The following is a 24373-nucleotide window of genomic DNA, read 5'->3' as shown; positions in this document are numbered from 1 at the left end:
TTAATAAAGAGTTTTATATAACAACTGTCATTCCTTGGCAGGAATGACAATCTAAAAAAATATAAAGAGTCTAAAGTTTTACTTTAGGCTTTTTTCAATCCTAATTTTTCGGCTCTTTTTAACATAAAGGTAAAAGCTTCATTATAGTCATTTGCAATTTTACCATCTAAAATAGCTTCTTTAATAGCATCTTTAATAATACCAATTTCTCTACAAGGCTTCAACTTAAACGTCTCCATAATTAACTCACCTGAAATTGGTGGTTGAAAATTACGAACGTGATCACGCTCTTCAACTTCTTTAATTTTATCACGTACAATTTTAAAATTGTTATGATATTTTTGAAATTTATGAGGATTTTTTGTAGTAATATCAGCTTCGCAAAGCGTCATTAAACTATCAATATCATCACCAGTATCAAAAACTAATCTTCTAACAGCAGAATCGGTAACATCTGTTGCTAAAACAATTGGTCTAGAACTTAAGAGTACCATTTTTTGTACAAACTTCATTTTTTCATTTAAAGGCATTTTTAACCTTTTAAATAATTTGTACACCATTTTTGAACCCACAAACTCGTGTGCGTGAAAAGTCCAGCCAATAACTTTATCAAATTTTTTAGTTGGTGCTTTACCTATATCGTGTAATAACGCCGCCCAACGCAACCATAAATTATTGGTGTTTTGGGCAATATTATCAACCACTTCTAATGAATGGTAAAAATTATCTTTATGCTTTTGTCCTTCTACCTCTTCTACTCCTTTTAAAGCGGATAATTCTGGTAAAAAACGCTCTAATAAATTGGTTTTATTTAACAATAAAAATCCAATAGAAGGCTTATCCGATTCTAATATTTTATCAATCTCAACTACAATTCTTTCACGCGTAATAATATCTATTCTTTCAGCATTTTTAGTAATTGAACTTAACGATTCATCTTCAATTCTAAAATCTAACTGCGTTGCAAATCGAATAGCACGAAGCATTCGCAAAGGATCATCAGAATACGTAATATCAGGATTTAAAGGTGTTTTAATCAGTTTACGTTCTAAATCTCCTACTCCATCAAAAGGATCTAATAATTCACCATAATTAGATGCTTTCAAACTTAAAGCCAATGCGTTAATAGTAAAATCTCTTCTATTTTGGTCGTCTTCTAAAGTGCCATTTTCAACAATAGGATTTCTACTATCTTCGTTATAAGACTCTTTTCTTGCACCCACAAATTCAACTTCTAAATCTTCAAATCGCAGCATGGCAGTTCCGTAGGTTTTAAAAACCTGTACTTTTGGTTTATTTGGCAATAATTGAGCAACTTTTTTAGCTAAATCTATTCCGCTTCCAATAGCTACAACATCAACATCTTTTGCTTTTCCTCTTTTTAAAATATAATCGCGTACAAAACCACCAATTACATACGAGTCTATTTGTAACTCATTAGCAGCTTGTTTTATATAGTTGAAAACAGGATGTTTTAAAGCATCTGTGTATATCGAGTTTTTTGTCATGTTTTCTAAACAATAAAATTCTAATAAAAACGTCATTCTGAACTTGATTCAGAATCTTATCAAGGCAATTTTCTAATTATGATGCGAACCTGAATCTAGTTCAGGTTGACGATACTTAATACTATTGATTTAAATTACTTACGAAGCACAATAATTTTTCCATTTTCTTCAACCTTTAAAATGGTTGAAGATTTTATGTTTTTTTCTTCGCGCTGCAAACTTACAACATAGTCAACGCTATCCAAAATTGTTTGCGATATTTCAGAAAAGCTTTTTGGAGTTGGTTCTCCGCTTACATTTGCTGAAGTTGAAACAATAGGTTTTCCAAATTGCTGAATTAATTCAATACAAAAATCATTTTGTGGTATTCTAATAGCAACTGTATTATCTTCGGCAATCACATTTTTTGCTAAACCAACCGGGTTTGAATATATTATTGAAGTTGGTTTTTTTACCGTTTTCAACAATACTAGTACTTCAGAAGAAATATTTGGAATGTATTTTTGTAACATTTTAATACATGAAACTAAAATAATTAAACTTTTACTTTCGCTTCTTTTCTTAATAGTAAATATTTTTTGAACCGCTTTTTCTGAAGTTGCATCACAGCCAATTCCCCATACTGTATCTGTTGGGTACAATAATACTTGTTGTTTATTTAAAACTTCTACACCTTTACTTACATCACTCAATACCATACACTTATAATAAAATTACATATTATCAATATGATAAAAATTCTTTTTACTAGTTAAAAAATATTTTAAATTATTTATTAATATAAGTGGTGTTTTTTGGATTTTTCTTTTAATACTATCTATATAGTATGTAATCCCTTTCTTTTTATTTGACCAAGAATCTTCCCACCAATGTATTGCCATTGTATTAACCTTAACACATTCAACAGTAAATTTCTCATTCCAAGAAAACGGATAAAAATATTCTGTTGAAAGTAATTTAACATTATTTAATAATTGAGTTCCATAATTTGTTAGGCCATAATCAAAAATAACTTTGGTCACAATTGGCGGACCACCCATTGCATTATATTCTAATCGTTGTTTTTTTTCAGTTTCTTTTATACAATCTAAAACAAATAAATTTCCCTTTTCCGCCCCAATAACAGCTGAATTTAAAGGGTACTTTGTATCTAAACCCGACTGAAACCCAACAAATGATTTTTCTTTTAATAATTTCCCAAAATCCTTTAAAATCTCTATATCTGTATCTAAATAGATACCTCCTTCGGTATATATTGAATATAACCTCATAAAATCAGTAATAAACGACCATTTTTTTTGCTTATACAATAACCTTAGAAAAGGTAATTTTTCAAAAGGAGTGTTTGTTTCATCCCATTTTTTTATTTCATAATCAGGTAATTTTTCTTCCCAAGAAACTATACACTTTTTAATAACATCGTTATATTCACCCTTACCATACCAACAATAATGAATTTTTTTTGGAATCATTTTTTCCTTATTTTTGTTTACACAAAAGTATGATAAATATTTAAAATAAAAACTATGAAAATAAGTGGATTGGTTATTACTTATAATGAACAAAAATATATTGAAGATTGCATAAACACACTCTTTAAAGTATGTGATGAAGTAATAATTATAGATTCTAATAGTAAAGATAAAACAGTTGAAATTGCCAAAAACCTTGGAGCTAAAGTTTATTCTCAAGATTTTTTAGGAGATGGTCCTCAAAGAATTTATGGGTTGCAATTTTGTAAAAATGATTGGATTTATAACCCAGATGCAGATGAGTTTCTTGATGAAGATTCGGAATCCTTTATAAAAAGCGGTTCTTACATAAATGATGTTTATGATGGTTATGAATTCAGAAGAAGAAATTTTTTAGGAGATGAAGAAATTGGATTTGCCTGTTGGTATCCAGATTATGCTTGTAGGTTTTTTAATAAAAAAACTGCTTCACCTTCAAATGACATAGTTCATCAAAGAGTTGAAGGTGAAAATATAAAAAGAGAAAATGTTCATTTAATCCATTATGGCTGGGATGACTTTCATCAAATTATAGCGAAAAAAAATCAATACACTGATTGGCAATCTAAACAATTTATCGAACAGAATAAAAAAGTAAATTCGTTTTCACCATTTTTACATGGTTTTTCATCTTTTTTTAAATGTTATTTTTTAAAAAAAGGCATAATAAACGGTGTTGATGGGTTTACATTTTCACTTATCCAAGCATTTTTTTCTTATATGAAATATGCAAAGTATTTAAAATCAAAGAAAAAAAATCCTGCTTTTTAAGCAGGATTTTTGGATGGTTTATATTTTAAATATTATTAAACAGCTACCTCATTTTCTCTTAAAGCATCGTTTAATGATGTTTTTTTATTTGTACTTTCTTTACGCTTACCTATAATCATAGCACAAGGTACATTAAATTCACCAGCTGGAAACTGTTTTTTATAACTTCCAGGAATCACTACAGAACGTGCAGGAACTCGACCTTTAATTTCAACTGGTTTATCTCCAGTTACATCTATAATTTTAGTACTCATTGTTAAAACTACCCCAGCACCTAAAACAGCTTCTTTTTCAACACGAACACCTTCAACAACTATACAACGCGAACCAATAAAAACATCATCTTCAATAATTACTGGTGCAGCTTGTAATGGTTCTAAAACACCACCAATTCCAACTCCACCACTTAAATGAACGTTTTTACCAATTTGCGCACAACTACCAACTGTTGCCCAAGTATCTACCATAGTACCTTTATCTACATAAGCTCCAATATTTACATAACTTGGCATTAAAATAGTACCAGCTGAAATATATGCTCCGTGACGTGCAACTGCGTGTGGCACCACTCTTATTCCTTTTTCTTTATACCCTGTTTTTAACGGAATTTTATCGTGAAATTCAAAACATCCAACTTCAATAGTTTCCATTTTTTGAATAGGAAAGTATAAAACAACTGCTTTTTTTACCCATTCATTTACTTGCCAACCACCTTCAATTGGTTCAGCAACTCTTAATTCTCCTGAATCTAATAAAGCAACTACTTTTCTAATAGTTTCTTGTGTTTTTGTTTCCTTTAAAAGTTCTCTATTTTCCCAAGCTTGTTCAATAAGCGCTCTTATTTCTTTCATTGTATTTAATTGTAATTTTTGCAAATATATTACTTATAATCTTATGTCAATAGAAATGACTAAATTTGCACACTTTTAAAACTTATGTAAAATTTTGGCACGTATTTTAGCTTTTGATTATGGTACTAAAAGAACAGGAATAGCTGTTACAGATGATTTTCAAATAATTGCATCTGGTTTAACAACGGTTAATACCAAAGAAATATTTTCGTTTTTAACTAATTATCTAAAAAATGAGAATGTTGAATTGTTTGTAGTTGGTGAACCTAAACAAATGAACAATCAACACAGTGAAAGTGAGCAGTTTATAAAAATATTTATTGAAAAACTAAAAAGTACTTTTCCTAAAATTGAAGTTGTTAGAGTAGATGAACGCTTCACCTCTAAAATGGCATTTCAAAGTATGATTGATGGTGGGTTGAAAAAAAAGCAACGCCAAAATAAAGCTTTGATTGATGAAATTAGTGCTACAATTATTTTACAAACTTACCTTTCAAATAAATAATATTAATTCGTATTTTTGCATTCTTAAATAAATAAGAAATGATTTTACCAGTAATAGCATACGGAGATCCTGTTTTACGCAAAGTTGGCGTTGACATAGATAAAGATTATCCAAATTTAAGTGAGTTAATTGAAAATATGAAAGAGACTATGTACAACGCTCAAGGTGTTGGATTAGCAGCTCAACAAATTGGTAAAGCAATTCGATTATTTATTGTAGACACTTCTCCTTTTGCTGAAGATCCAGATTTAAGTGAAGAAGATCAAAAATTTTTAGCTGATTATAAAAAAGTATTTATAAATGCTAAAATTACCAAAGAAGAAGGTGATGAATGGCCTTTTACCGAAGGTTGTTTAAGTATACCTGATGTAAGAGAAGATGTTTTTAGAGAAGAAAAAATTACTATTGAATATTTAGATGAAAACTTTGAAAAACACACCGAAGTTTTAGATGGTTTAGCAGCGAGAGTTGTTCAACATGAATATGACCATATTGAAGGAATTTTATTTACAGATTTAATTTCTTCATTAAAGAAAAGATTAATTAAGAAAAAATTAGAAAACATTACTAAAGGGAAAGTAAAAGCTGATTACAGAATGAAGTTTCCTACATTAAAAAGAAGATAATTTATGGAGTTAAAAGATATAGTAGCAATTAACGGTAAACCAGGTTTATACGAAATTAAAGCACAATCTAAAGGTGGAATTATTGTACAATCTTTATTAGATAACAAAAAATTTCCTGTAACTATTACACACAATATTAGCGCTTTAAACGAGATTGCTATTTATACGTACGAAGAAGAAGTTCCTTTACGTATTATTTTAAAATCTATTGGAGAAAAAGAAGCAGGAAAAGAAGCATTAAGCCATAAAGAAAGTGGAAAAGTATTAACTTCATATTTTAGAGAAATTTTACCAAATTTTGATGAAGAACGTGTGTATACTTCTAACATTAAAAAAGTATTACAATGGTATAATTTACTAGCTTCAAAAAACTTTGACTTTACTGCTATTAAAGAAGAGGAAGAAATAACTGAAGAAGAAGCATAAAATGAATACAAGAGAACAACAACTTGCAGCCTTTGACAGATTGTTAACTATTATGGACGAGTTGCGCTCTCAATGTCCTTGGGACAAAAAACAAACTTTACAATCATTGCGTCATTTAACTATTGAGGAAACTTATGAGTTAGGTGACGCAATTTTAGATAATGACCTTGAGGAAGTTAAAAAAGAATTAGGAGATGTACTGCTTCACATTGTTTTTTACTCAAAAATAGGTTCAGAAACTAATGACTTTGACATTGCTGATGTTGCCAATTCTATTTGCGATAAGTTAATTACACGTCATCCACACATTTACGGAGATGTAAATGTTGAAAACGAAGAAGATGTAAAAAAGAATTGGGAACAAATTAAGCTAAAAGAAGGAAAAAAATCGGTTTTAGAAGGTGTTCCAAAATCTTTACCTGCATTGGTAAAAGCAAATAGAATACAAGATAAAGTTGCCGGCGTTGGTTTTGATTGGGAAAAGCCCGAACAAGTTTGGGAAAAAGTACAAGAAGAACTTGCAGAACTAAACGAAGAAATTAAAAAAGGAAATACCGATAAAATAGAATCGGAATTTGGAGATGTTCTATTTTCAATGATAAATTATTCACGTTTTATTAAAGTAAATCCTGAAAATGCTTTAGAGCGCACCAACAAGAAATTCATCAATCGCTTTCAATATTTAGAAAAAGAAGCTAAAAAATTAGGTAAAGAATTACACAATATGTCTTTAGCCGAAATGGATGTTTTTTGGAACGAATCTAAAAAGTTCTACAAATAATACTTCTTGACATTTCATAATTAATTTGTATTTTACAATTGTCATTACAAAGAATATAACAACGAAAAAATCTGTCTGTATATATTTAGTAGATTGCTTCTCGATGTTCGCAATGACAAGTTAACCAATCCTAAATTAACTATGCAACTAAAAGCCAATAATCCAGAAGAGTATATTGCTCAAATCCCAGAAAATAGAATTCCGTATTTTAAAAAACTACGCCAAACTATTTTAGATAATATTCCAAAAGGTTTTGAAGAACAAATGAGCTATGGAATGATAGGTTATGTAGTACCTAAAAGCATTTACCCTGATGGTTACCATTGTGATACAACTTTACCATTACCTTTTACAAATATTGCTTCACAAAAGAATTTTATTGCTTTATATCATTCAGGAATATATGCCAACAAAGAAATTTTAGATTGGTTTGTTGCTGAATACCCAAAATATTGTAAACGTAAATTAGATATGGGAAAAAGCTGTATTCGTTTTAAAAAAGCTGAAGAAATTCCTTTTAAACTAATTGCTGAACTAATGCAAAAAATAACAGTAGATGAATGGATAAACATTTACGAAACTAATGTAAAAAAATAATGAAAAAAATAGTAATTATTACTGGCGGAAGCAAAGGTTTAGGTCTTGGACTTGCTAAAGAATACCACAAACAAGGTTATCGAATAATTTCAATTTCTAGAAGTAAAATTGAACGTTTATATTCCATTGAACAATATCAATGTGATTTAAGTAAATTTGAAAATATTGAACCTATTTTAAACGAAATATTTTTACATATAGATAGTGAAAATACTGAAAATATTACACTTATTAATAATGCTGGATATTTAGGAGAAGTAAACACTATTGAAAATATTATAGCTTCAGATATAAATTACGCATTATCTGTAAATTTAATTGCTCCTTTAATTTTAACATCGCAATTTATAAAGCATACTAAAAATTGGACTTCAAAAAAACAAATTTTTAATATTTCATCTGGCGCAGCAGTTTCTGCTTATGAAAGCTGGGCAAAATATTGTTCGTCTAAAGCTGGTTTAGATATGATGACCAAAGTTGTATCTAAAGAGCAAGAAGATAACTTAAACGGTGTTAGTATAGTTTCTATTTACCCTGGAGTTGTAGATACAGATATGCAAGCTGAATTAAGAAATACACCTAAAAAACAATTTAAAAAACTTGATAAATTTAAGGACCTACACGAAAAAGGACAACTTTATTCTCCATCTTATGTTGCTAAAAAAATATACGAATTAGATATGAGTGGAAAACTAACCAACGGAACTATTTTAGATGTTAGAAATGTATAAAAAAAGCAGCCAATTGGCTGCTTTTTTTATTTACAAGTAATTACTAATTATAATTTCTTCGCATTTTTTACTTTCTGTTTCATAAGTGCTAAATCTATAACTTCACTCATTTCAGTTACATAATGAAATTTCAATCCTTTTAAGTAAGATGCTTTTATTTCTTCAACATCCTTTTGATTGCTTGCACATAAAATAAGCTCTTTAATATTTGCACGTTTAGCTGCTAATATTTTTTCTTTAATTCCTCCAACTGGTAATACTTTACCTCTTAAAGTAATCTCACCAGTCATAGCTAAATGAGCTTTAACCTTGCGTTGTGTAAACACCGAAACTAAAGATGTTAACATGGTAATACCTGCACTTGGTCCATCTTTTGGTGTTGCACCTTCCGGAACGTGAATATGCACTTTATAATCGTCTAAAACTTTTGGTTTAATTCCAAAACTTTCAGCATTTGCTTTAATATATTCCATTGCTATGGTTGCAGATTCTTTCATTACAGTTCCTAAATTTCCTGTAATACTTAAACCTTTCCCTTTAGAAATAATAGATTCAATAAATAAAATATCTCCACCAACTCTTGTCCAAGCTAAACCAGTTACCACACCTGCAACATTATTACTTTCGTATTTATCGCGTTCTAAATGAGATGGTCCTAATACTTTTTCAATAGTTTCAACAGAAACCTTTACTTCATAATCTTCTTCCATTGCAATAGATTTAGCTGCATAACGCACCATTTTTGCAATCATTTTTTCTAAACCACGTACACCAGATTCACGTGTATAAGCTTCTACAATTTTTTCTAATTGCCTCTTCCCTATTTGTAAATGAGTTTTTGTTAAACCGTGTTCTTTTAATTGTTTTGGTAATAAATGACGTTTAGCTATTTCAACCTTTTCTTCAATAGTATAACCAGTAACATTAATAATTTCCATTCGATCTCTCAACGCCCAAGGTATTGTAGATAAACTATTTGCTGTAGCTACAAACAATACTTTAGAAAGGTCATAATCTAATTCTAAATAATTATCATAGAATGCTGTATTTTGCTCTGGATCTAAAACTTCTAACATTGCCGAAGATGGATCTCCATTATGGCTAGAACCTGCTAATTTATCAATCTCATCCAATACAAAAACTGGATTTGAAGTTCCTGCTTTTTTCAAATCTTTAATAATTCTACCAGGCATTGCTCCAATATAAGTTTTTCTATGTCCTCTAATTTCAGCTTCATCACGCACACCACCTAATGACATACGCACATATTTTCTTCCTAATGATTCTGCAATAGATTTACCTAATGAAGTTTTACCAACACCAGGAGGTCCGTATAAACAAATAATTGGCGATTTCATATCACCTTTTAATTTTAATACAGCTAAATGCTCAATAATTCTATCCTTCACTTTTTCTAAACCAAAGTGATCTCTATCTAATATTTTTTGAGCACGTTTAAGGTCAAATAAATCTTCAGAGTACTCATTCCAAGGAAGTTCTAATAATAAATCTAAATAGTTACGCTGAACAGAATATTCAGCTACTTGAGGATTCATACGTTGTAATCTTCCTAACTCTTTTTCAAAAGCAGCTTTAACTTCTTTATTCCATTTTTTTGTTTTAGCTTTTACTCGCATTTCATCCAATTCTTCATCGTATGAAACTCCACCTAATTCTTCTTGAATGGTTTTTAACTGCTGATGTAAATAATACTCACGTTGTTGTTGATCCATATCCGTTCTAGTTTTAGACTGAATATCGTTTTTCAACTCTAAACGTTGTAATTCTTCATCCATTTTACGCAAAGTCAATAAAGCTCTTTCCTTTAAGTTATCTACTTGAAGTAACTCTTGCTTTTCCTCCACTCTTAAATTCATGTTTGAAGAAACAAAATTGATTAAAAACGGATTACTTTCTATATTTTTAATTGCAAATGAAGCTTCAGAAGGAAGGCTTGGATTTTCCTTAATAATTTTTACCGCCATTTCTTTAATAGAATCGATAATAGCTAAAAATTCAGGGTCTTTTTCTTCTGATCTATCTTCTTTTCTTTCCTTTGTAATTGCCTGTATATAAGGCTTTTCTTTTACAAATTGTTCTACTTCAAAACGTTTTTTCCCCTGAATAATAACAGTTGTATTACCATCGGGCATTTTAAGCATACGCAAAATTCTAGCTACTGTTCCTACTTTATAAATATCATTTATAGTTGGATCTTCAACAGCCTCATTTTTTTGCGCTACAATACCAATAATTTTACTTCCTTTATTTGCTTCTTTTATTAATTGAATAGACTTATCTCTACCTGCAGTAATTGGAATTACTACACCAGGAAATAATGCCGTATTTCTTAATGGCAGAATTGGTAGAACTTCAGGAACATCTTCATTATTAATTTCTTCCTCGTCCTCTGGAGTCATTAACGGTATTAAATCCGCATCTTCGTCCAAAATATGTTCTAATGACAGATTGTCTAATTTTATAAAATTTGATTTACTCATATCTCTTTATTGGGGTCATTTTGTCACTCCTAACCTTTATGTATTTAATTTAGAATTAACAAAAATAACTCATTTATCTGTTTTACAGTAATTTAAAATATATTCTTATGTATTTCTATTAACTATTTTTCAATTGTTATGCCAAAAATTAGAAGTACAACCATATTTTTTTTAGTAATTTTAATTAAAACTGTAACAGATTAAATTATAGTTTGTCTTTTTAATAGAAACCAGATTTTTGAAGGTAGAAAATCAACATAACAACCAACTAATTTATCGCTGTAAAAAAGGAGATAAATCAGCACAGTTTAAAGTATATAAATTATACTACAAAGCTATGTTTAATACTGCTTATAGAATTGTGAACAATCAATTTGAAGCAGAAGATATTATGCAAGAATCATTTTTAGCAGCTTTCACAAAATTAGATAGTTGGAGCGAAAAAGTAACATTTGGAGCTTGGTTAAAAAGAATAGTAATTAACAAAAGTATTTCAGCATTAAAAAAGAATCACAAATTTGAAGCCGTTTCTTTAGAAAAAGTAAACATTAAAAACATTGAAGAAGAACCAATTGATTACAATAATTTAAATCCTAAAATAATACTTAATAAAGTAAAAGAGCTAAAAAACAATTATAAAGTTGCGCTTACTTTAAATTTAATTGAAGGCTATGATTATGAAGAAATTGCCCAAATAATGAATATAAGTTATGAAAACAGTAGAACTACTGTTTCAAGAGCAAAAAATAAATTAAGACAATTATTAGTTACTGAATATGCCAGATAATTTAAAACATATTTTCGAAAAATTTGAGAATCAATTTGATATTGAAGAACCAAGAATTGGCCATTTTAAAAGGTTTGAAGAAAAACTGAATCCAGTAAAACCTCAACACTTTACAATCAAAACATTATTTGCGCGTATTGCCGCTGCAGCTTCTATTATTTTAATGGTTGGTATTTGGATTGGATCAAATTTAAATTCAACAAACGGAATGGAATTAGCACAGGTTTCAAATGAAATGGAAGAAACACAAAGCTATTTTGTAGCAACTATTGAAAAAGAATTACAAACTATAAAAACAGAACAAAATTCTGATACAGAGCAATTGATTAACGATGCTTTGAATCAGCTTAACAAACTAGAAAATCAATACCATATACTTACTCTAGAGCTCAAAGAAAGTGCTGAAGATAAACGAATTATTTACGCTATGATTTCGAATTTTCAACAACGTATTGAACTATTACAAACACTAATGCAGCAGATAGAAAATGTTAAACAATTAAAAACACAAAACAATGAAACTTATATATAAAACACTACTTATTCTGTTATTTGTTCCACTAACCATATTTGCATCTGAAAAAGGAAAATATACAAGAAACAAAGTAATAAATAAAGAGTTTAAAGTATCCAAAAATGCCACCCTAGAAATTTCTAACAAGTATGGTAATGTAAATATAATAACGTCTAATAGCAACCAAATTATAATTAAAGTTAGCATTACTACAAATGGAAATGATGAAGAAAAAGTTGAACAAAGACTCGATCAAATAGATGTTGATTTTGATGCTAGTTCAAGTTTTGTTTCTGCAAAAACTATTATCGAAAAAAATACTAGCTATTGGAGTTGGTTTGGAAAAAGAAACAGCATAAACATTGAAATTAACTATCAAATTCAAATGCCTATTACAAATAATTTAGAAGTTAGTAATGATTATGGTGGTGTAAACCTAGACAAAATTGAAGGGACAACTAAATTTGATGTTGATTACGGTAAACTAAATATTGGAGAGTTACTAAACTCTAAAAACAACATTAATATAGATTACACTAATAAATCTCAAATAGATTTTATGAAAGATGGTGATATTAATGCCGATTATTCTACACTGCATATTGAACGCTCTGGTAGAACAAACTTAAACGCCGATTATTCAAACATTTCTTTTGAAATGGTAACAAATTTAGATTTTAACTGTGATTATGGAAGTTTAAAAATTGACAATGCAGGTAACGCTTTTGGAAATACGGATTACCTTTCTATAAAAATAAATAAGTTAAGTGGATCAGGTGATTTTGATGTAGATTATGGTGGTATACATATTGACAATTTAGGTGAAAATTTTAAAACGCTAAAAGTAAAGGCTGAATATACAAGCGTAAAAGTTGGAATTCCTGATAATGCTAATTTTAATATTACTGCATCTACAAGCTATGGTGGATTCTCTTACAGAGACGGATTTACTTTTAACAAAGAAATTAAAGAAAATACTTCAAAATATTATGAAGGATATTATGGAACTGAAAACTCTGAAAGCTCTATACATATTAAAACAAGCTACGGAAGTATTTCATTAAAAAACTAAACTACAAATCATGAGAATTTTAACAACAATTTTGGCACTAGTTATTTGCGTATCGGTAAACGCACAATGGAACAAAAAAATTAAAGGAAGTGGAACTATTAAAACTGAAACTAGATCTGTTAAAAATTTTGATAAAATATCCATTTCAGGAAGTTTTGATGTTGAATTAATTAAAAACAACGAAGGAGATATCACCATTACAGCAGATGATAATTTATTAGAATACATTATAACAGAAACAGAACAAAGTACTTTAAAAATAAAACCTAAAGATAAATACAATCTTCGCCCTTCAAAAAGCATAAAAATTAAACTAACTTTTGAAGACTTTGAAAAACTATCACTTGCAGGTTCTGGAAATGTTTTTTCTGAAGATACTATAAAACAAAACGAACTTAAAATTTCTATGGCTGGTAGTGGAAACGTTGATTTATTAGTAGACACTAATTCAACCTCAACAAGTTTAGCTGGTTCAGGAAATTTAAATTTAGAAGGGAATACTTCTAATTTAAAAACAAGTATTGCTGGATCTGGAAATTTGAATGCTTTAGATTTTAAAGCAGATATTGTAAGTATTAGTATTGCCGGTTCGGGTAACGTAAAGGTACATGCTGTAAACGAAATACACGCAAGTATTGTTGGGTCTGGAGATGTTAGATATTTAGGAAATCCAAAAATTGAAAAATCTTCAAAAATTGGTTCTGGAAGTTTTAAAAAAATAAACTAATTCAAAATATAAACTCAAAAAAAATCCTGCAATAAGCAGGATTTTTTTTTAATAATTTCTATACTTTTTAGAGAGATTAAATACATTTTCTAATATACGTTCCTCAACTTGGTCTAATTCAATTCCTCTTCTGCTCATTACAATTTTAGCAGTTTCAGCAGCCTTTTTTAATTGATAGGTTGTAAAACCTGAAGCTCCTCCCCAACTAAAAGAAGGAACAATATTTCTTGGAAAGTTACTACCATATATGTTGGTGCTTACTCCAATTACAGTTCCCGTATTAAACATAGTATTTATTCCACATTTAGAATGATCTCCCATAATTAAACCACAAAATTGAAGTCCTGTTTTTGCAAAACTTTCGGTCTCATAACTCCATAAACGCACCGGTGCATAATTATTTTTTAAGTTTGAAGTATTTGTATCTGCTCCTAGATTACACCATTCACCTAAAACAGAATTTCCTAAAAATCCATCGTGTCCTTTATTTGAATATCCAGAAATTACAGAATTATTTACTTCTCCTCCAACTTTACAATGTGGTCCAATAGTTGTACCTCCATAAATTTTAGCACCCATTTTAAGCGTTGAATGCTCTCCTAATGCAAATGGCGCTCTTACCGAACAACCTTCCATAATTGTAGCGTCTTTACCAATATAAATAGGACCATCAGTAGCATTTAAGGTAGAAAATAAGATCTCTGCTCCTTCTTCAATAAAAATATTTTCTTTATTTAAAAACTGAACACCTTTTGGGATTGGTTGCGATTTTCTTCCTTCAGTTAAAAAATCAAAATCTTGTTGAATAGCTTTGTTATTTAATGAAAAAATATCCCACGTATTTTTTATTTGAAGTACTTTTTCTGAAAAATCAATTTGCTTATAGGAATCAAAATCTACTTCTTCTTGAGTATCTGTAGTATAAAACGCAACAACTTCTTCTTCATAAAATATTGCTTCATTTTCTTTTAATTCTTTAATCTTATCAACCAATAATTTTGTTGGTAAAAACGAAGCATTTATCATAATATTTTGCTCCATTTCAACCATTGGAAATTTTTCTTCCAAATAATCTTCAGTAAGTGTTGTGGTAGTAAAACCAAGATAGTTTTCCCATTTTTCACGAATAGTTAGAATTCCTACACGTAATTCAGCAACTGGTTTTGTATAAGTTAAAGGCAATAGAGCATTGCGTACCGTACCATCAAACAGAATGTAATTCATAATAAATTAGGTTTACACAAATGTACGGTAAGTTTTTACGTTCTCAAATGTAAAAAGTATTTTAGATAGCTTTAATTTTTTTTAAGTAAGTATCTATATTATCAGCTGTATCAAAACAAGCACTAATAGTTTCTACGTCTGTACAATAACGAGAATCCATTTTATGACCACGACAGCTAACAGCTTTCATATCTATTTTTTTAAAATCTTTATCAACTTCAATACATTTATTGTATAAACTTTCAATAGTATCTTCTATTGTAACGTTTACATTGTTTTTTATTAAAAAACCTTTCAAATAATTTTCGATAGAAATTTGGGCATTTTTACATACAGAATAACTTACTAAATCTTCTGAAGGCTTAAACAGTTCTTCTTTTGCCTCAACTAACTTTTCATTTGCTTTTTTAAAGAAAGCTTGTGCTCTAGTTTCCATAATTTTATTTTAATATTAAAAAAAAGTGCTGCACGAAATTACGTGCAGCACTTATGTATTTATAATTTATTATAAATTTTTAAACAACTCTAGTCTTTCCCATTGAACTTCTACTTGTTCTTGAGCTTTATCTAGTAACATTTTTCCACGTTCTGCATCATCTTTTACAACTCTTGTAAAACGAGTTTCTTGATACATGAATTCTTCTAGCGGAGCTGAAGGTGCTTTAGAATCTAATTTAAATTTCTTTCCTTTAGGTGCTAAAGGATTAAATCTAAATAATGGCCAATAACCTGTTTCAACCGCTTTTTCTTGGTGTGCTGCTCCAAATTTTAAATCATAACCATGATCTCCACAATGTGAGTAAGCTATAATAATAGATGGTCCTGGATAAGCTGCTGCTTCTTCAATAGCTTTTAATGTTTGCATATCTTTAGCTCCAATTGCTATTTGAGCTACATAAACATTTCCATAAGAAACTGCTTGTAATGCTAAACTTTTCTTATTACTTAATTTACCATTCATAGCAAATTTAGCACTTGCTCCAGTTTGTGTCGCTTTTGATGCTTGTCCACCAGTGTTAGAATAAATTTCAGTATCCATTACTAAAATGTTAATATTCTCACCAGAAGCTAATACGTGATCTACACCACCGTAACCTATATCATAAGCCCATCCGTCTCCACCAAATATCCAAACCGCTTTTTTACGTAAATATTCAGAAAGATTTTTAAGTTTTTTAGCTTCAGGAGTAGCTATTAAATCAAGTTTTTCATTTAATTCAGCAATATGATCTAATTTAAGCTCTTTTAAAGTTTCTGTATCTTCAGTGTTAGAGATAATATCATTTACTAAAGTACTTCCTACTTTGTCTTCTAAACGTTTTAATAAACCAACAGCAATGTCTTGTTTTTTAGTTAAAGCTAATTGCATACCTAATCCATACTCTGCATTATCTTCAAATAAAGAGTTTGCCCAAGCTGGTCCACGACCATCTTTATTAGTTGTATAAGGTGTTGTTGGTAAATTACCTCCATAAATTGAAGAACATCCTGTTGCATTTGCAATCATAATACTATCTCCAAATAATTGAGTAATTAGTTTAATGTAAGGTGTTTCACCACAACCAGAACAAGCTCCAGAGAACTCAAATAATGGTCGTAAGAACTGTGAACCTTTTACAGTACTAGTTTTAAGCTCTTTTCTATCATAATCTGGTAAATCAATAAAGTAATCCCAGTTTTTATTTTCTACTTCTTCTACTTCTAGTTTTTTATGTAAGTTAATTGCAAATAAGCCTTCAACCTCTTTACTTTCTGCTGGACAAACTTGCACACAAAGATCACAACCTGTACAATCTTGAGGAGAAACTTGTAATACATAACTTTCAGTTTCTTTATCAAATGGTCTACCTTTTGCTGGTACATATTTTAATCCTTCTGGAGCATCGGCTAATAAATCATTTGAAACTACTTTAGCTCTAATTGCTGCATGAGGACAAATGTTAACACACTTATTACATTGTGTACATAAATCTGCATCATCCCAAGTTGGAACGGCATCTGCAATACCACGTTTTTCGTATTGAGTTGTTCCTGTTGGGAACGTTCCGTCAGGTGCAAAAGCACTTACAGGAAGTGAATCTCCTTTACCAGCTAAAATGGTACCTAAAATTTCTTTTACAAAATCATCCGCTTTTTCATCCATCATTGGTAATAATCCATCTTCATTAGTTACATGATGAGGATATTCAACTCTTTCTAAATTTTCTAATGATTTATCTACTGCGTTAAAGTTCATTTGTACTACCGCATCACCTTTTTTAGAGTATGATTTTACAATAGCTTCTTTAATTTTCTTAATTGCTTCGTCTTTTGGAAGTACTCCAGAAATAGCAAAGAAACAAGTTTGTAATACTGTATTTGTACGTTTACCTAATTTTGCATCTTGAGCTACTTGAGTTGCATCAATTACATAAAAATCAATATTTTTATCGATTATAGTTTGCTGCATTGTACTTGGTAACTCTGACCATACTTTATATTTATCGTAAGGTGAATTTAATAAGAATGTTCCACCTTCTTTAATATGATCTAATACATCATATTTATGAATAAAACTAAATTGATGACAAGCAATAAAGTTTGCTGTTGTAATTAAATAATTAGAATAAATTGGGTCTGGACCAAAACGTAAGTGAGAAACTGTTTGAGCTCCCGCTTTTTTAGAGTCATACACAAAATATCCTTGTACAAAATTATCGGTAGTTTCACCAATAATTTTAATTGAGTTTTTGTTTGCCCCAACAGTACCATCAGATCCTAAACCATAGAACATACAGTTAAATGTAGATTTTTTAGTTTGGAATCCTGATTCGTAAGGTAAACTTGTATGTGTTACATCATCATTAATACCAATTGTAAAGTGATTTTTTGGAGTATTATTATCTAATTCATCAAAAATTCCTTTCACCATTGATGGTGTAAATTCTTTTGAAGAAAGACCATATCTACCACCAACAACTGAAGGCATTTCAACACCCATTTCTACATAAGATGTTACAACATCTTGATAAAGTGGTTCTCCAACACTACCAGGTTCTTTTGTTCTATCTAAAACAGCTACTTTTTTAACTGTTTTTGGCATTTGTTCAATAAAGTTTTCTACAGAGAATGGACGATATAGTCTAACAAATAATGCTCCAACTTTTTCACCATTTTCTACCATAGTATCTATAGTTTCCATTACTGGACCTTGACCAGACCCCATAACTACAACTACTTTTTCTGCTTCAGGATGACCTACATAATAGAATATACTGTATTTTCTACCTGTGTGTTTATAAAACTCATCCATAGTATCTTGTACTATTCCAGGAACTTTTTCGTAATATTTATTTGCAGCTTCACGCGCTTGGAAAAATACGTCTGGGTTTTGAGCTGTACCTCTTAATACTGGATTATCTGGATCTAATGAATTCTTTTTATGTTTCATTATTTCCTCTTCTGGCATCATTGCTTTAATTACTTCATCAGGAATAGCATCAATTTTAGAAATTTCGTGAGAAGTTCTAAAACCATCAAAAATATTCATAACAGGAACTTTACTTTTTAAAGCTGCTACTTGAGCAATTAAAGCAAAATCTTGAGCTTCTTGAACTGAACCTCCAAATAACATTGAAAATCCTGTTTGACGAGCTGCCATAACATCTGAATGGTCTCCAAATATTGATAAAGCGTGTGTTGCAATAGTTCTTGCAGCAACATGTATTACAGTTGGTAATAATTCACCAGCCATTTTATACATATTAGGTATCATTAATAATAAACCTTGTGATGCTGTAAATGTAGTTGTTAATGCTCCTCCTTGTAATGATCCATGAACTGTACCTGCAGCTCCGGCTTCACTTTGCATTTCAATAATTCTAGGAACATCACCCCAAATGTTCTCTTGTCCTTTTGCACTATAAACATCAACATGCTCACCCATAGGTGATGCTGGTGTAATAGGGTAAATTGCACAAACTTCATTTGTTTTGTGAGCTACTCTAGCAACCGCCTCATTAGCATCACAAATTAATTTTTTTGTTTTTAATTTCATTTTATTTTGTATTTACATAAAATAATTTGCAGTAAAGATTCAGGAATTGTTACAAACTATTAAATTCAATTATTTATTTTAGTTCTGTAAATTTAGAAGAACAAAACAAGACTTATACTGATATATGTCAGCTAAAATCGAATGAAATTTATTTAGAATTAATCAAAATAAAGGTTTTAAAGTACTGATTAACATGTGGTTTACCTGTTTGGTTAACCAATTAATAAAGCTTGTGTAACATTTTTAACAATCCGTTAACTTGAATTATTAAGGAAATTTAAGTGTCTTTTATTGTAGTTTTATATCAAAAAAAGAAAATTATTCTATTTCAATTTTATCAATTAAAAGTTTAAAATTTTCATTCTTTTTATTTCCAAACAAAAATCCTATCTCTTCTAATTCTTGACCTGGGAAATTTGGATAATTTAATTTTCGACCTCTATATGTTGACTCTAATTCTGAAAACAAAATTTCAATACTTTGCCAATCTTTTGTTGTTTGAAAACGTGTAGTATACGCAAACTGATGATATTTATCTGGTTTAAATCGAAGTTGATATTTTTTACCATCACCTTTTACACGAAGTATGATTTTTTTGTATTTCGAAACTTTTAATTGTTCAAATTGATATTTTACCGATGAAAATCCTCCATTGTTTTCTAAAGAAACATTCCCCTCAAAAACTCCATTTCCATTTGTATCTAAATAAAAACTTCCATTAGACTTTCCTCCCATAACCACATCATCTACAATTTTCCAATCTGAAGTATTACTTTGTTTTTTAAAATCAAAAATGGTTAAAGTATTCATTATTAAAAGTGTTATAAAAAATGATTGAACTAAATACATATACTATTATTTATATGTTCCAAATAATTGATTCAGCTTTTTAGTTCTGTAGTTAAAAATTTCAGTAAGCTTTGGTTTTACTATAATTGGATGTACTAACCTACCTAAAAAACCTAAAGGTATTTTATAATCTATAATATCTTCCATTTCAACACCACCATCAATTTCTTTAATAAAATGTTTGTGATGCCAAAGTGCATAAGGACCAAAACGTTGCTCATCTACAAAATACTTTTTATCTACAACGTGTGTAATTTCGGTTACCCAATTTGTTTTAATACCTAATATTGGAGTTACTATATATTGTATTATCTGCCCTGCAAACATTGGTTTTTCGGCTCCAGATAATATATCAAAACTCATATAATCTGGCGTAATTGTTTTTAAATTTTTTGGACTTGACAAAAACTCCCAAGCTTCATTTACAGAAATTGGTAATTTTTGTTTTGAAGACAAACGATAAACAGTTCCTTTTGTACTAAAATTCATAAATCAATTTTTTAAATAAGAGTAAGCATTTAAACTTGTTGCAATCAATAACCATATAAAGTAAGGCGCTATCAAAATTGATTTATACTTCATTTCAGAAAGAAAACTGAACAAATAATAACCAACTATTACAGTGAGTAAAATAATTACTATTAAGGCTAATCCTATAGCATGTTGATTAAAAAATATAAAGTTCCAAGATACATTTAGCAAAAATTGAATACTAAACAAAACCCAAAAGGTATTTGTTTCTTTTACAGTTACTAGATACGATAAGTATACTGAAAAACAAATCATTATGGTTGTCCAAGCTACACCAAAAACCCATCCTGGTGGTGTCCAGGGCGCTTTATTTAAAGTTAAGTACCAACCCGATGTTGGACCATTATTCATTAACCAGCTACCTATACCAAGCGCTGCGAAATTTATTATTAAAAATAATACTAACCACATTAATTGTTTCATTATAGTTGCTTTGTAATTTTACTACTCATTGGATTTGTTAATGAGTAATAAAAATCAATATACTTTCCGTTTTCATCAATTAAATATTTTTGAAAGTTCCATTTTACAGATGAACTTTTTACGCCATTTAATTCTTTTTTTGTTAACCAAGCATATAGTGGATGTTGGTCATCACCTTTTACATTAATCTTTTCAGTCATTAAAAATGTTACTCCATAGTTAACTTTACAAAAATTTTGAATTTCTGTTAAAGTTCCTGGCTCCTGCCCGCCAAATTGATTACAAGGTACACCTATAACAACCAATTTATCTTTATAGGTTTTGTGCAATTTTTCTAAATCTTCATACTGTTTTGTAAACCCGCATTTTGAAGCTGTATTTACAAACAATATTTTTTTACCTTTAAAATCTTTTAGGTTAATCTGTTCACCTGTAATACTATTAATTGAAATAGCATATAATGATGATTGCTCCATTTTATCCATTTTTGTTGTAGTTGTTTTATTTATAAAAAATACTGAAAGTATTATACTTGTTACTAAACCTGCTATTTTCATTCGTTTTATTTTAAATTAACTTTTAAATGTAGTAATTCCGCAATCCATTTCAAAAATTTGACCTGACATAGATGCTGCTTTTTCTGAAATTAAATACGAAGCCATTTCAGCAACTTCTTTAGAAGTTAAATATTTTTTTAGCGGATGTCTTTCAATCATTTGTTCCTTTTGCCTATCGTTTCTTAATAATTTAGATGCTAAAGTTGTATCAGTAACCGTTGGTGCAATAGCATTTACTCTTATTTTTGGAGCATATTCGGCAGCTAAAGATTTTACTAAACCTTCAACAGCAGATTTTACACTTGCAACACTTGCGTGAAATGGCATTCCTAATTTTGAAGCAACAGTACTAAATAATAAGATGCTCGAATTATCTACTTGTTTTAAATTTGGCAAATACTTTTGAATAGCTTTTACTGCTCCTATAAAATTCAACTCATAATCAGTTTTAAAATCTTCTATTTTTAAACGTTCAAAAGGTTTTAAATTAATACTACCAGGACAGTAAATAAGTGTATCAACACTATCTAAATCAGGTAATTCATCAGCTAAAATATCACAACCAAAATGTGTTAAATTTTGATGCGTAAGTTCTGGCCTAGTTCTACTAATATTAATTATTTTGTTAGTACTTACTAGTAGATTAGATATTTCTTTCCCTATACCTTTACTACCTCCAACTATTAGAATTGTTTTCATACTTTCTATTTTAAACGGTAATGCGCAATTTTAATCGTTTTTCAATTTTTTTCTTAATCACAGTTAAGCGCTTCATCATATCCATTAATTCAGGATTTTTTGTTTTTTTGTAAACCTCGTTTATTCCTAATATTAGTGCTTTAACTTTTTTTGAAGCAATTATTCTATCGTTCGTAGATTTTAATGAAAGTTTACGTTTTTCAAATTCTAACGCTTGTTCTATTAATTCCATACTTATAATTTTAAATAATTTTGAAGTTCTACAATTTTTTCTGGTGTATTAAAAACACCTCCATAGTAACTTGTAACTGTTGCTGAAGAATCATCTTTAATACCTCTAGAGGCAACGCACAAATGCTTTGCATCTATAATTACTGCAATATCATCTGTTTCCAATATACTTGAAAGTTCTAATGCAATTTGATTGGTTAAACGCTCTTGTACTTGTGGTCTATTTGCAAAATATTGCACAATTCTATTAATTTTTGAAAGCCCAATAACTTTCCCCGAAGAAACATACGCCACGTGAACTTTTCCAAAAATTGGCACAAAATGATGTTCACAATTTGAATAAAATTGTATGTTTTTTTCAACCAACATTTGGTTGTACTTATATTTATTTTCAAACAATGCTATTTTAGGCTTGTTTTCAGGATTTAAACCCGAAAAAATTTCTTCAATATACATTTTAGCAACTCTTTTAGGTGTTCCTTTTAAGGAGTCATCTGTTAAATCCAAGCCCATAACTTCCATAATTTGTGAAAATAAATCGGCTATTTTTTCTTTTTTTTCTTCATCTGAAATATCAAAAGCATTATCAGTTAAAGGAGTTTCTATTCCAGTATATAAATGATCATCTCCTATTTCATCAAAAGTAAAACCGTTCAGTTCAGTTCCGTTAGTAGGGATATTCAACAAAGTTTCGTTGTGTCTCATAAAGCTTAATTTTTAGTTCGTAGTTTTCCTCTATATAAGGTCTTAATATGTTATAAATAACAATTGCAATATTCTCAGCAGTTGGATTTAAATTTTCAAATTCAGCAACATCTAAATTCAAATTTTTATGATCAAATTTATCAAGCACGTACTTTTTTATTAAATCCGATAGCAGTTTGGTATCTATAACATAACCAGTCTGTTCATTAACCGTGCCAATAACTTTTACCTCTAATTCATAATTATGACCGTGGTAATTTGGATTGTTACATTTACCAAATACTTTTAAATTCTTTTCATTAGACCAATGTTTATTATGTAATCTATGAGCCGAATTAAAATGTTCTCTTCTTGATATTGCTACCTTAAAATTCATTTTGTTTATTATTATTTAAACAAAGTTAAACATTTTAAGTTAACATTCAACAATACACAATCAATTTTATTGATGCTTTAATAAACATTTAACATAGTTAATTAACTTGTAAGTTATTATTTTTTGTTTAATTTGTTTATATTTACATTAAACAATATAAAATTAAGTAAAAATGTCAAAAAAGAAAGAAATAAACGCGTTAGAAATTTTAACATTGTATATGAGCTATGTTTTAGAGCATAACACAAAACCAAGCTCTGTTTACACTTTTGCTAAAGAAAACAAATTTGAAGAAGCTATTTTCTACAACTATTTTGGGTCGTTTGAAGCTATTGAAAAAGAAATTTTCAATACGTTTTTCAAAAACACCATTTCAATTCTAGAAAAAAGTAAGGACTACCAAACTTTTGATGCTCGCAATAAGTTGTTAAGTTTCTATTATACATTTTTCGAAAACTTAACCGCCAACAGAAGTTATGTTATTGCAACTTTAGATTCTAAAAAGTTAGATTTAAAAAAATTAGATGTATTGTCTAGCCTTAAAACTAGTTTTACAAATTATATTGATAGTCTTGAAATTGAAACAATTGATTTAAAACAAAAAAACATTGCTCAAATTCAGCAAAAAAGCATTAAAGAGTCTGCTTGGATTCAACTTTTAATAACGTTGAAATTTTGGATGAACGACACTTCTGCTTCCTTTGAAAAAACAGATATTTTTATTGAAAAATCTGTAAATACCAGCTTTGATGTTATAGACTCAACACCTTTAAAAAGCATTATAGATTTGGGTAAATTTTTATACAAAGAAAAAATGAACATAAACTAATAAAC

General features: G+C 29.2%; 28 protein-coding genes. 12 read left to right on the top strand and 16 right to left on the bottom strand.

The features are described 5' to 3' along the window. Positions 1–83 precede the first annotated feature (83 nt). The 3 genes from R3X25_RS08530 to R3X25_RS08520 form a co-directional block, all read right to left on the bottom strand. Positions 84–1544 carry a CCA tRNA nucleotidyltransferase gene (locus tag R3X25_RS08530; protein ID WP_411556572.1) on the bottom strand — a complete coding sequence of 487 codons (1461 nt, stop codon included), beginning with the start codon at positions 1542–1544 and terminating at the stop codon, positions 84–86. 98 nt (positions 1545–1642) lie between these two features. After that, positions 1643–2206: an L-threonylcarbamoyladenylate synthase gene (locus R3X25_RS08525; RefSeq protein WP_317673834.1), complete on the bottom strand. Its 564-nt coding sequence runs from the start codon at positions 2204–2206 to the stop codon at positions 1643–1645. A gap of 15 nt (positions 2207–2221) precedes the next feature. After that, entirely contained in the window at positions 2222–2980 is a 759-nt protein-coding gene (locus R3X25_RS08520) for a glycosyltransferase family 32 protein (RefSeq protein ID WP_317673832.1), read from the bottom strand. Between the two features lie 54 nt (positions 2981–3034). On the opposite strand from R3X25_RS08520, the gene R3X25_RS08515 reads away from it, so the two are divergent. After that, positions 3035–3790 carry a glycosyltransferase family 2 protein gene (locus tag R3X25_RS08515; protein WP_317673830.1) on the top strand — a complete coding sequence of 252 codons (756 nt, stop codon included), beginning with the start codon at positions 3035–3037 and terminating at the stop codon, positions 3788–3790. 35 nt (positions 3791–3825) lie between these two features. On the opposite strand, the gene R3X25_RS08510 is transcribed toward R3X25_RS08515, so the two are convergent. Then, on the bottom strand, positions 3826–4641 hold the full coding sequence (locus R3X25_RS08510; protein WP_317673828.1) for a 2,3,4,5-tetrahydropyridine-2,6-dicarboxylate N-succinyltransferase: 816 nt from the start codon (positions 4639–4641) through the stop codon (positions 3826–3828). Positions 4642–4735: 94 nt separating this feature from the next. On the opposite strand from R3X25_RS08510, the gene ruvX reads away from it, so the two are divergent. The 6 genes from ruvX to R3X25_RS08480 all read left to right on the top strand — a co-directional run bounded on the left by ruvX (position 4736) and on the right by R3X25_RS08480 (position 8307). Continuing rightward, positions 4736–5146, top strand: a complete 411-nt coding sequence (gene ruvX / locus R3X25_RS08505) for a Holliday junction resolvase RuvX (RefSeq protein WP_317673826.1) — start codon at positions 4736–4738, stop codon at positions 5144–5146. Between the two features lie 38 nt (positions 5147–5184). Further along, complete coding sequence (gene def / locus R3X25_RS08500) at positions 5185–5772, top strand: peptide deformylase (RefSeq protein WP_317673824.1); 588 nt, start codon at positions 5185–5187, stop codon at positions 5770–5772. A 3-nt stretch (positions 5773–5775) separates the two neighbouring features. After that, positions 5776–6198, top strand: a complete 423-nt coding sequence (locus R3X25_RS08495; RefSeq protein ID WP_317673822.1) for a DUF5606 domain-containing protein — start codon at positions 5776–5778, stop codon at positions 6196–6198. A gap of 1 nt (position 6199) precedes the next feature. Further along, positions 6200–6979: a nucleoside triphosphate pyrophosphohydrolase gene (gene mazG, locus R3X25_RS08490; protein WP_317673820.1), complete on the top strand. Its 780-nt coding sequence runs from the start codon at positions 6200–6202 to the stop codon at positions 6977–6979. Positions 6980–7120: 141 nt separating this feature from the next. Then, positions 7121–7576, top strand: a complete 456-nt coding sequence (locus tag R3X25_RS08485; RefSeq protein ID WP_317673818.1) for a DUF1801 domain-containing protein — start codon at positions 7121–7123, stop codon at positions 7574–7576. Continuing rightward, positions 7576–8307: an SDR family NAD(P)-dependent oxidoreductase gene (locus R3X25_RS08480; protein WP_317673816.1), complete on the top strand. Its 732-nt coding sequence runs from the start codon at positions 7576–7578 to the stop codon at positions 8305–8307. The genes R3X25_RS08485 and R3X25_RS08480 overlap by 1 nt, the downstream gene beginning before the upstream one ends. A 47-nt stretch (positions 8308–8354) precedes the next feature. On the opposite strand, the gene lon is transcribed toward R3X25_RS08480, so the two are convergent. Beyond that, positions 8355–10808 (bottom strand): endopeptidase La, encoded by a 2454-nt coding sequence (gene lon, locus R3X25_RS08475; RefSeq protein WP_317673814.1) that lies wholly within the window; start codon positions 10806–10808, stop codon positions 8355–8357. 238 nt (positions 10809–11046) lie between these two features. On the opposite strand from lon, the gene R3X25_RS08470 reads away from it, so the two are divergent. From R3X25_RS08470 to R3X25_RS08455, 4 genes are read left to right on the top strand one after another with little or no spacing between them, the layout of a single operon-like run. Further along, positions 11047–11595: an RNA polymerase sigma factor gene (locus R3X25_RS08470; protein ID WP_317673812.1), complete on the top strand. Its 549-nt coding sequence runs from the start codon at positions 11047–11049 to the stop codon at positions 11593–11595. Continuing rightward, on the top strand, positions 11585–12127 hold the full coding sequence (locus tag R3X25_RS08465; protein ID WP_317673810.1) for a hypothetical protein: 543 nt from the start codon (positions 11585–11587) through the stop codon (positions 12125–12127). Before R3X25_RS08470 ends, R3X25_RS08465 begins: the two co-directional genes overlap by 11 nt. Continuing rightward, the gene (locus R3X25_RS08460) at positions 12111–13181 is read left to right on the top strand and encodes a DUF4097 family beta strand repeat-containing protein (protein WP_317673808.1); all 1071 of its coding nucleotides are present in this window, start codon (positions 12111–12113) and stop codon (positions 13179–13181) included. Before R3X25_RS08465 ends, R3X25_RS08460 begins: the two co-directional genes overlap by 17 nt. A gap of 10 nt (positions 13182–13191) precedes the next feature. Next, positions 13192–13908, top strand: a complete 717-nt coding sequence (locus R3X25_RS08455) for a head GIN domain-containing protein (RefSeq protein WP_317673806.1) — start codon at positions 13192–13194, stop codon at positions 13906–13908. Between the two features lie 48 nt (positions 13909–13956). On the opposite strand, the gene R3X25_RS08450 is transcribed toward R3X25_RS08455, so the two are convergent. The 11 genes from R3X25_RS08450 to R3X25_RS08400 all read right to left on the bottom strand — a co-directional run bounded on the left by R3X25_RS08450 (position 13957) and on the right by R3X25_RS08400 (position 23539). Then, on the bottom strand, positions 13957–15132 hold the full coding sequence (locus R3X25_RS08450; protein WP_317673804.1) for a GlmU family protein: 1176 nt from the start codon (positions 15130–15132) through the stop codon (positions 13957–13959). Between the two features lie 61 nt (positions 15133–15193). After that, positions 15194–15568, bottom strand: a complete 375-nt coding sequence (locus R3X25_RS08445) for a HEPN domain-containing protein (protein WP_317673802.1) — start codon at positions 15566–15568, stop codon at positions 15194–15196. Between the two features lie 69 nt (positions 15569–15637). Continuing rightward, positions 15638–19168, bottom strand: a complete 3531-nt coding sequence (gene nifJ / locus R3X25_RS08440) for a pyruvate:ferredoxin (flavodoxin) oxidoreductase (RefSeq protein WP_317673800.1) — start codon at positions 19166–19168, stop codon at positions 15638–15640. 318 nt (positions 19169–19486) lie between these two features. Then, the gene (locus R3X25_RS08435) at positions 19487–19978 is read right to left on the bottom strand and encodes a CIA30 family protein (RefSeq protein WP_317673798.1); all 492 of its coding nucleotides are present in this window, start codon (positions 19976–19978) and stop codon (positions 19487–19489) included. 45 nt (positions 19979–20023) lie between these two features. Beyond that, the gene (locus R3X25_RS08430; protein WP_317673796.1) at positions 20024–20506 is read right to left on the bottom strand and encodes an SRPBCC family protein; all 483 of its coding nucleotides are present in this window, start codon (positions 20504–20506) and stop codon (positions 20024–20026) included. Between the two features lie 3 nt (positions 20507–20509). After that, a complete protein-coding gene (locus tag R3X25_RS08425) occupies positions 20510–20971 on the bottom strand; it encodes a TspO/MBR family protein (RefSeq protein ID WP_317673794.1) in 462 nt (153 codons plus the stop codon). After that, on the bottom strand, positions 20971–21456 hold the full coding sequence (locus R3X25_RS08420) for a glutathione peroxidase (RefSeq protein ID WP_411556577.1): 486 nt from the start codon (positions 21454–21456) through the stop codon (positions 20971–20973). Before R3X25_RS08420 ends, R3X25_RS08425 begins: the two co-directional genes overlap by 1 nt. An 87-nt stretch (positions 21457–21543) precedes the next feature. Continuing rightward, positions 21544–22227 carry an SDR family oxidoreductase gene (locus R3X25_RS08415; protein ID WP_317673792.1) on the bottom strand — a complete coding sequence of 228 codons (684 nt, stop codon included), beginning with the start codon at positions 22225–22227 and terminating at the stop codon, positions 21544–21546. A gap of 10 nt (positions 22228–22237) precedes the next feature. Continuing rightward, a complete protein-coding gene (locus tag R3X25_RS08410) occupies positions 22238–22459 on the bottom strand; it encodes a hypothetical protein (protein ID WP_317673790.1) in 222 nt (73 codons plus the stop codon). 2 nt (positions 22460–22461) lie between these two features. Next, positions 22462–23163 carry a GTP cyclohydrolase I FolE gene (gene folE, locus R3X25_RS08405; protein WP_317673788.1) on the bottom strand — a complete coding sequence of 234 codons (702 nt, stop codon included), beginning with the start codon at positions 23161–23163 and terminating at the stop codon, positions 22462–22464. After that, positions 23126–23539 carry a 6-pyruvoyl trahydropterin synthase family protein gene (locus tag R3X25_RS08400; protein ID WP_317673786.1) on the bottom strand — a complete coding sequence of 138 codons (414 nt, stop codon included), beginning with the start codon at positions 23537–23539 and terminating at the stop codon, positions 23126–23128. Before R3X25_RS08400 ends, folE begins: the two co-directional genes overlap by 38 nt. A gap of 172 nt (positions 23540–23711) precedes the next feature. Between R3X25_RS08400 and R3X25_RS08395 the strand changes: the two genes are divergently transcribed. Further along, positions 23712–24368 (top strand): TetR family transcriptional regulator C-terminal domain-containing protein, encoded by a 657-nt coding sequence (locus tag R3X25_RS08395; RefSeq protein WP_317673784.1) that lies wholly within the window; start codon positions 23712–23714, stop codon positions 24366–24368. Positions 24369–24373: the final 5 nt, after the last annotated feature.

Source organism: Lutibacter sp. TH_r2, from assembly GCF_033101135.1.
In the GTDB taxonomy this organism is placed as follows: domain Bacteria; phylum Bacteroidota; class Bacteroidia; order Flavobacteriales; family Flavobacteriaceae; genus Lutibacter.
Note: the sequence above shows the minus strand (reverse complement) of the source record. Positions and strands in the feature narration are given on the sequence as shown.

Excerpts from the sequence above, each read along its gene's own strand:
- R3X25_RS08410 (WP_317673790.1), bottom strand. The coding sequence starts at position 22,459 with ATGGAATTAATAGAACAAGCGTTAGAATTTGAAAAACGTAAACTTTCA.
- R3X25_RS08510 (WP_317673828.1), bottom strand. The coding sequence starts at position 4,641 with ATGAAAGAAATAAGAGCGCTTATTGAACAAGCTTGGGAAAATAGAGAA.
- R3X25_RS08515 (WP_317673830.1), top strand. The coding sequence starts at position 3,035 with ATGAAAATAAGTGGATTGGTTATTACTTATAATGAACAAAAATATATT.
- R3X25_RS08435 (WP_317673798.1), bottom strand. The coding sequence starts at position 19,978 with ATGAATACTTTAACCATTTTTGATTTTAAAAAACAAAGTAATACTTCA.
- R3X25_RS08480 (WP_317673816.1), top strand. The coding sequence starts at position 7,576 with ATGAAAAAAATAGTAATTATTACTGGCGGAAGCAAAGGTTTAGGTCTT.
- nifJ (WP_317673800.1), bottom strand. The coding sequence starts at position 19,168 with ATGAAATTAAAAACAAAAAAATTAATTTGTGATGCTAATGAGGCGGTT.
- R3X25_RS08520 (WP_317673832.1), bottom strand. The coding sequence starts at position 2,980 with ATGATTCCAAAAAAAATTCATTATTGTTGGTATGGTAAGGGTGAATAT.
- R3X25_RS08430 (WP_317673796.1), bottom strand. The coding sequence starts at position 20,506 with ATGAATTTTAGTACAAAAGGAACTGTTTATCGTTTGTCTTCAAAACAA.
- def (WP_317673824.1), top strand. The coding sequence starts at position 5,185 with ATGATTTTACCAGTAATAGCATACGGAGATCCTGTTTTACGCAAAGTT.
- R3X25_RS08530 (WP_411556572.1), bottom strand. The coding sequence starts at position 1,544 with ATGACGTTTTTATTAGAATTTTATTGTTTAGAAAACATGACAAAAAAC.
- R3X25_RS08525 (WP_317673834.1), bottom strand. The coding sequence starts at position 2,206 with ATGGTATTGAGTGATGTAAGTAAAGGTGTAGAAGTTTTAAATAAACAA.
- R3X25_RS08450 (WP_317673804.1), bottom strand. The coding sequence starts at position 15,132 with ATGAATTACATTCTGTTTGATGGTACGGTACGCAATGCTCTATTGCCT.
- R3X25_RS08445 (WP_317673802.1), bottom strand. The coding sequence starts at position 15,568 with ATGGAAACTAGAGCACAAGCTTTCTTTAAAAAAGCAAATGAAAAGTTA.
- R3X25_RS08415 (WP_317673792.1), bottom strand. The coding sequence starts at position 22,227 with ATGAAAACAATTCTAATAGTTGGAGGTAGTAAAGGTATAGGGAAAGAA.
- R3X25_RS08400 (WP_317673786.1), bottom strand. The coding sequence starts at position 23,539 with ATGAATTTTAAGGTAGCAATATCAAGAAGAGAACATTTTAATTCGGCT.
- folE (WP_317673788.1), bottom strand. The coding sequence starts at position 23,163 with ATGAGACACAACGAAACTTTGTTGAATATCCCTACTAACGGAACTGAA.
- mazG (WP_317673820.1), top strand. The coding sequence starts at position 6,200 with ATGAATACAAGAGAACAACAACTTGCAGCCTTTGACAGATTGTTAACT.
- R3X25_RS08425 (WP_317673794.1), bottom strand. The coding sequence starts at position 20,971 with ATGAAACAATTAATGTGGTTAGTATTATTTTTAATAATAAATTTCGCA.
- R3X25_RS08460 (WP_317673808.1), top strand. The coding sequence starts at position 12,111 with ATGAAACTTATATATAAAACACTACTTATTCTGTTATTTGTTCCACTA.
- R3X25_RS08420 (WP_411556577.1), bottom strand. The coding sequence starts at position 21,456 with ATGGATAAAATGGAGCAATCATCATTATATGCTATTTCAATTAATAGT.
- R3X25_RS08485 (WP_317673818.1), top strand. The coding sequence starts at position 7,121 with ATGCAACTAAAAGCCAATAATCCAGAAGAGTATATTGCTCAAATCCCA.
- R3X25_RS08495 (WP_317673822.1), top strand. The coding sequence starts at position 5,776 with ATGGAGTTAAAAGATATAGTAGCAATTAACGGTAAACCAGGTTTATAC.
- lon (WP_317673814.1), bottom strand. The coding sequence starts at position 10,808 with ATGAGTAAATCAAATTTTATAAAATTAGACAATCTGTCATTAGAACAT.
- R3X25_RS08465 (WP_317673810.1), top strand. The coding sequence starts at position 11,585 with ATGCCAGATAATTTAAAACATATTTTCGAAAAATTTGAGAATCAATTT.
- R3X25_RS08395 (WP_317673784.1), top strand. The coding sequence starts at position 23,712 with ATGTCAAAAAAGAAAGAAATAAACGCGTTAGAAATTTTAACATTGTAT.
- R3X25_RS08455 (WP_317673806.1), top strand. The coding sequence starts at position 13,192 with ATGAGAATTTTAACAACAATTTTGGCACTAGTTATTTGCGTATCGGTA.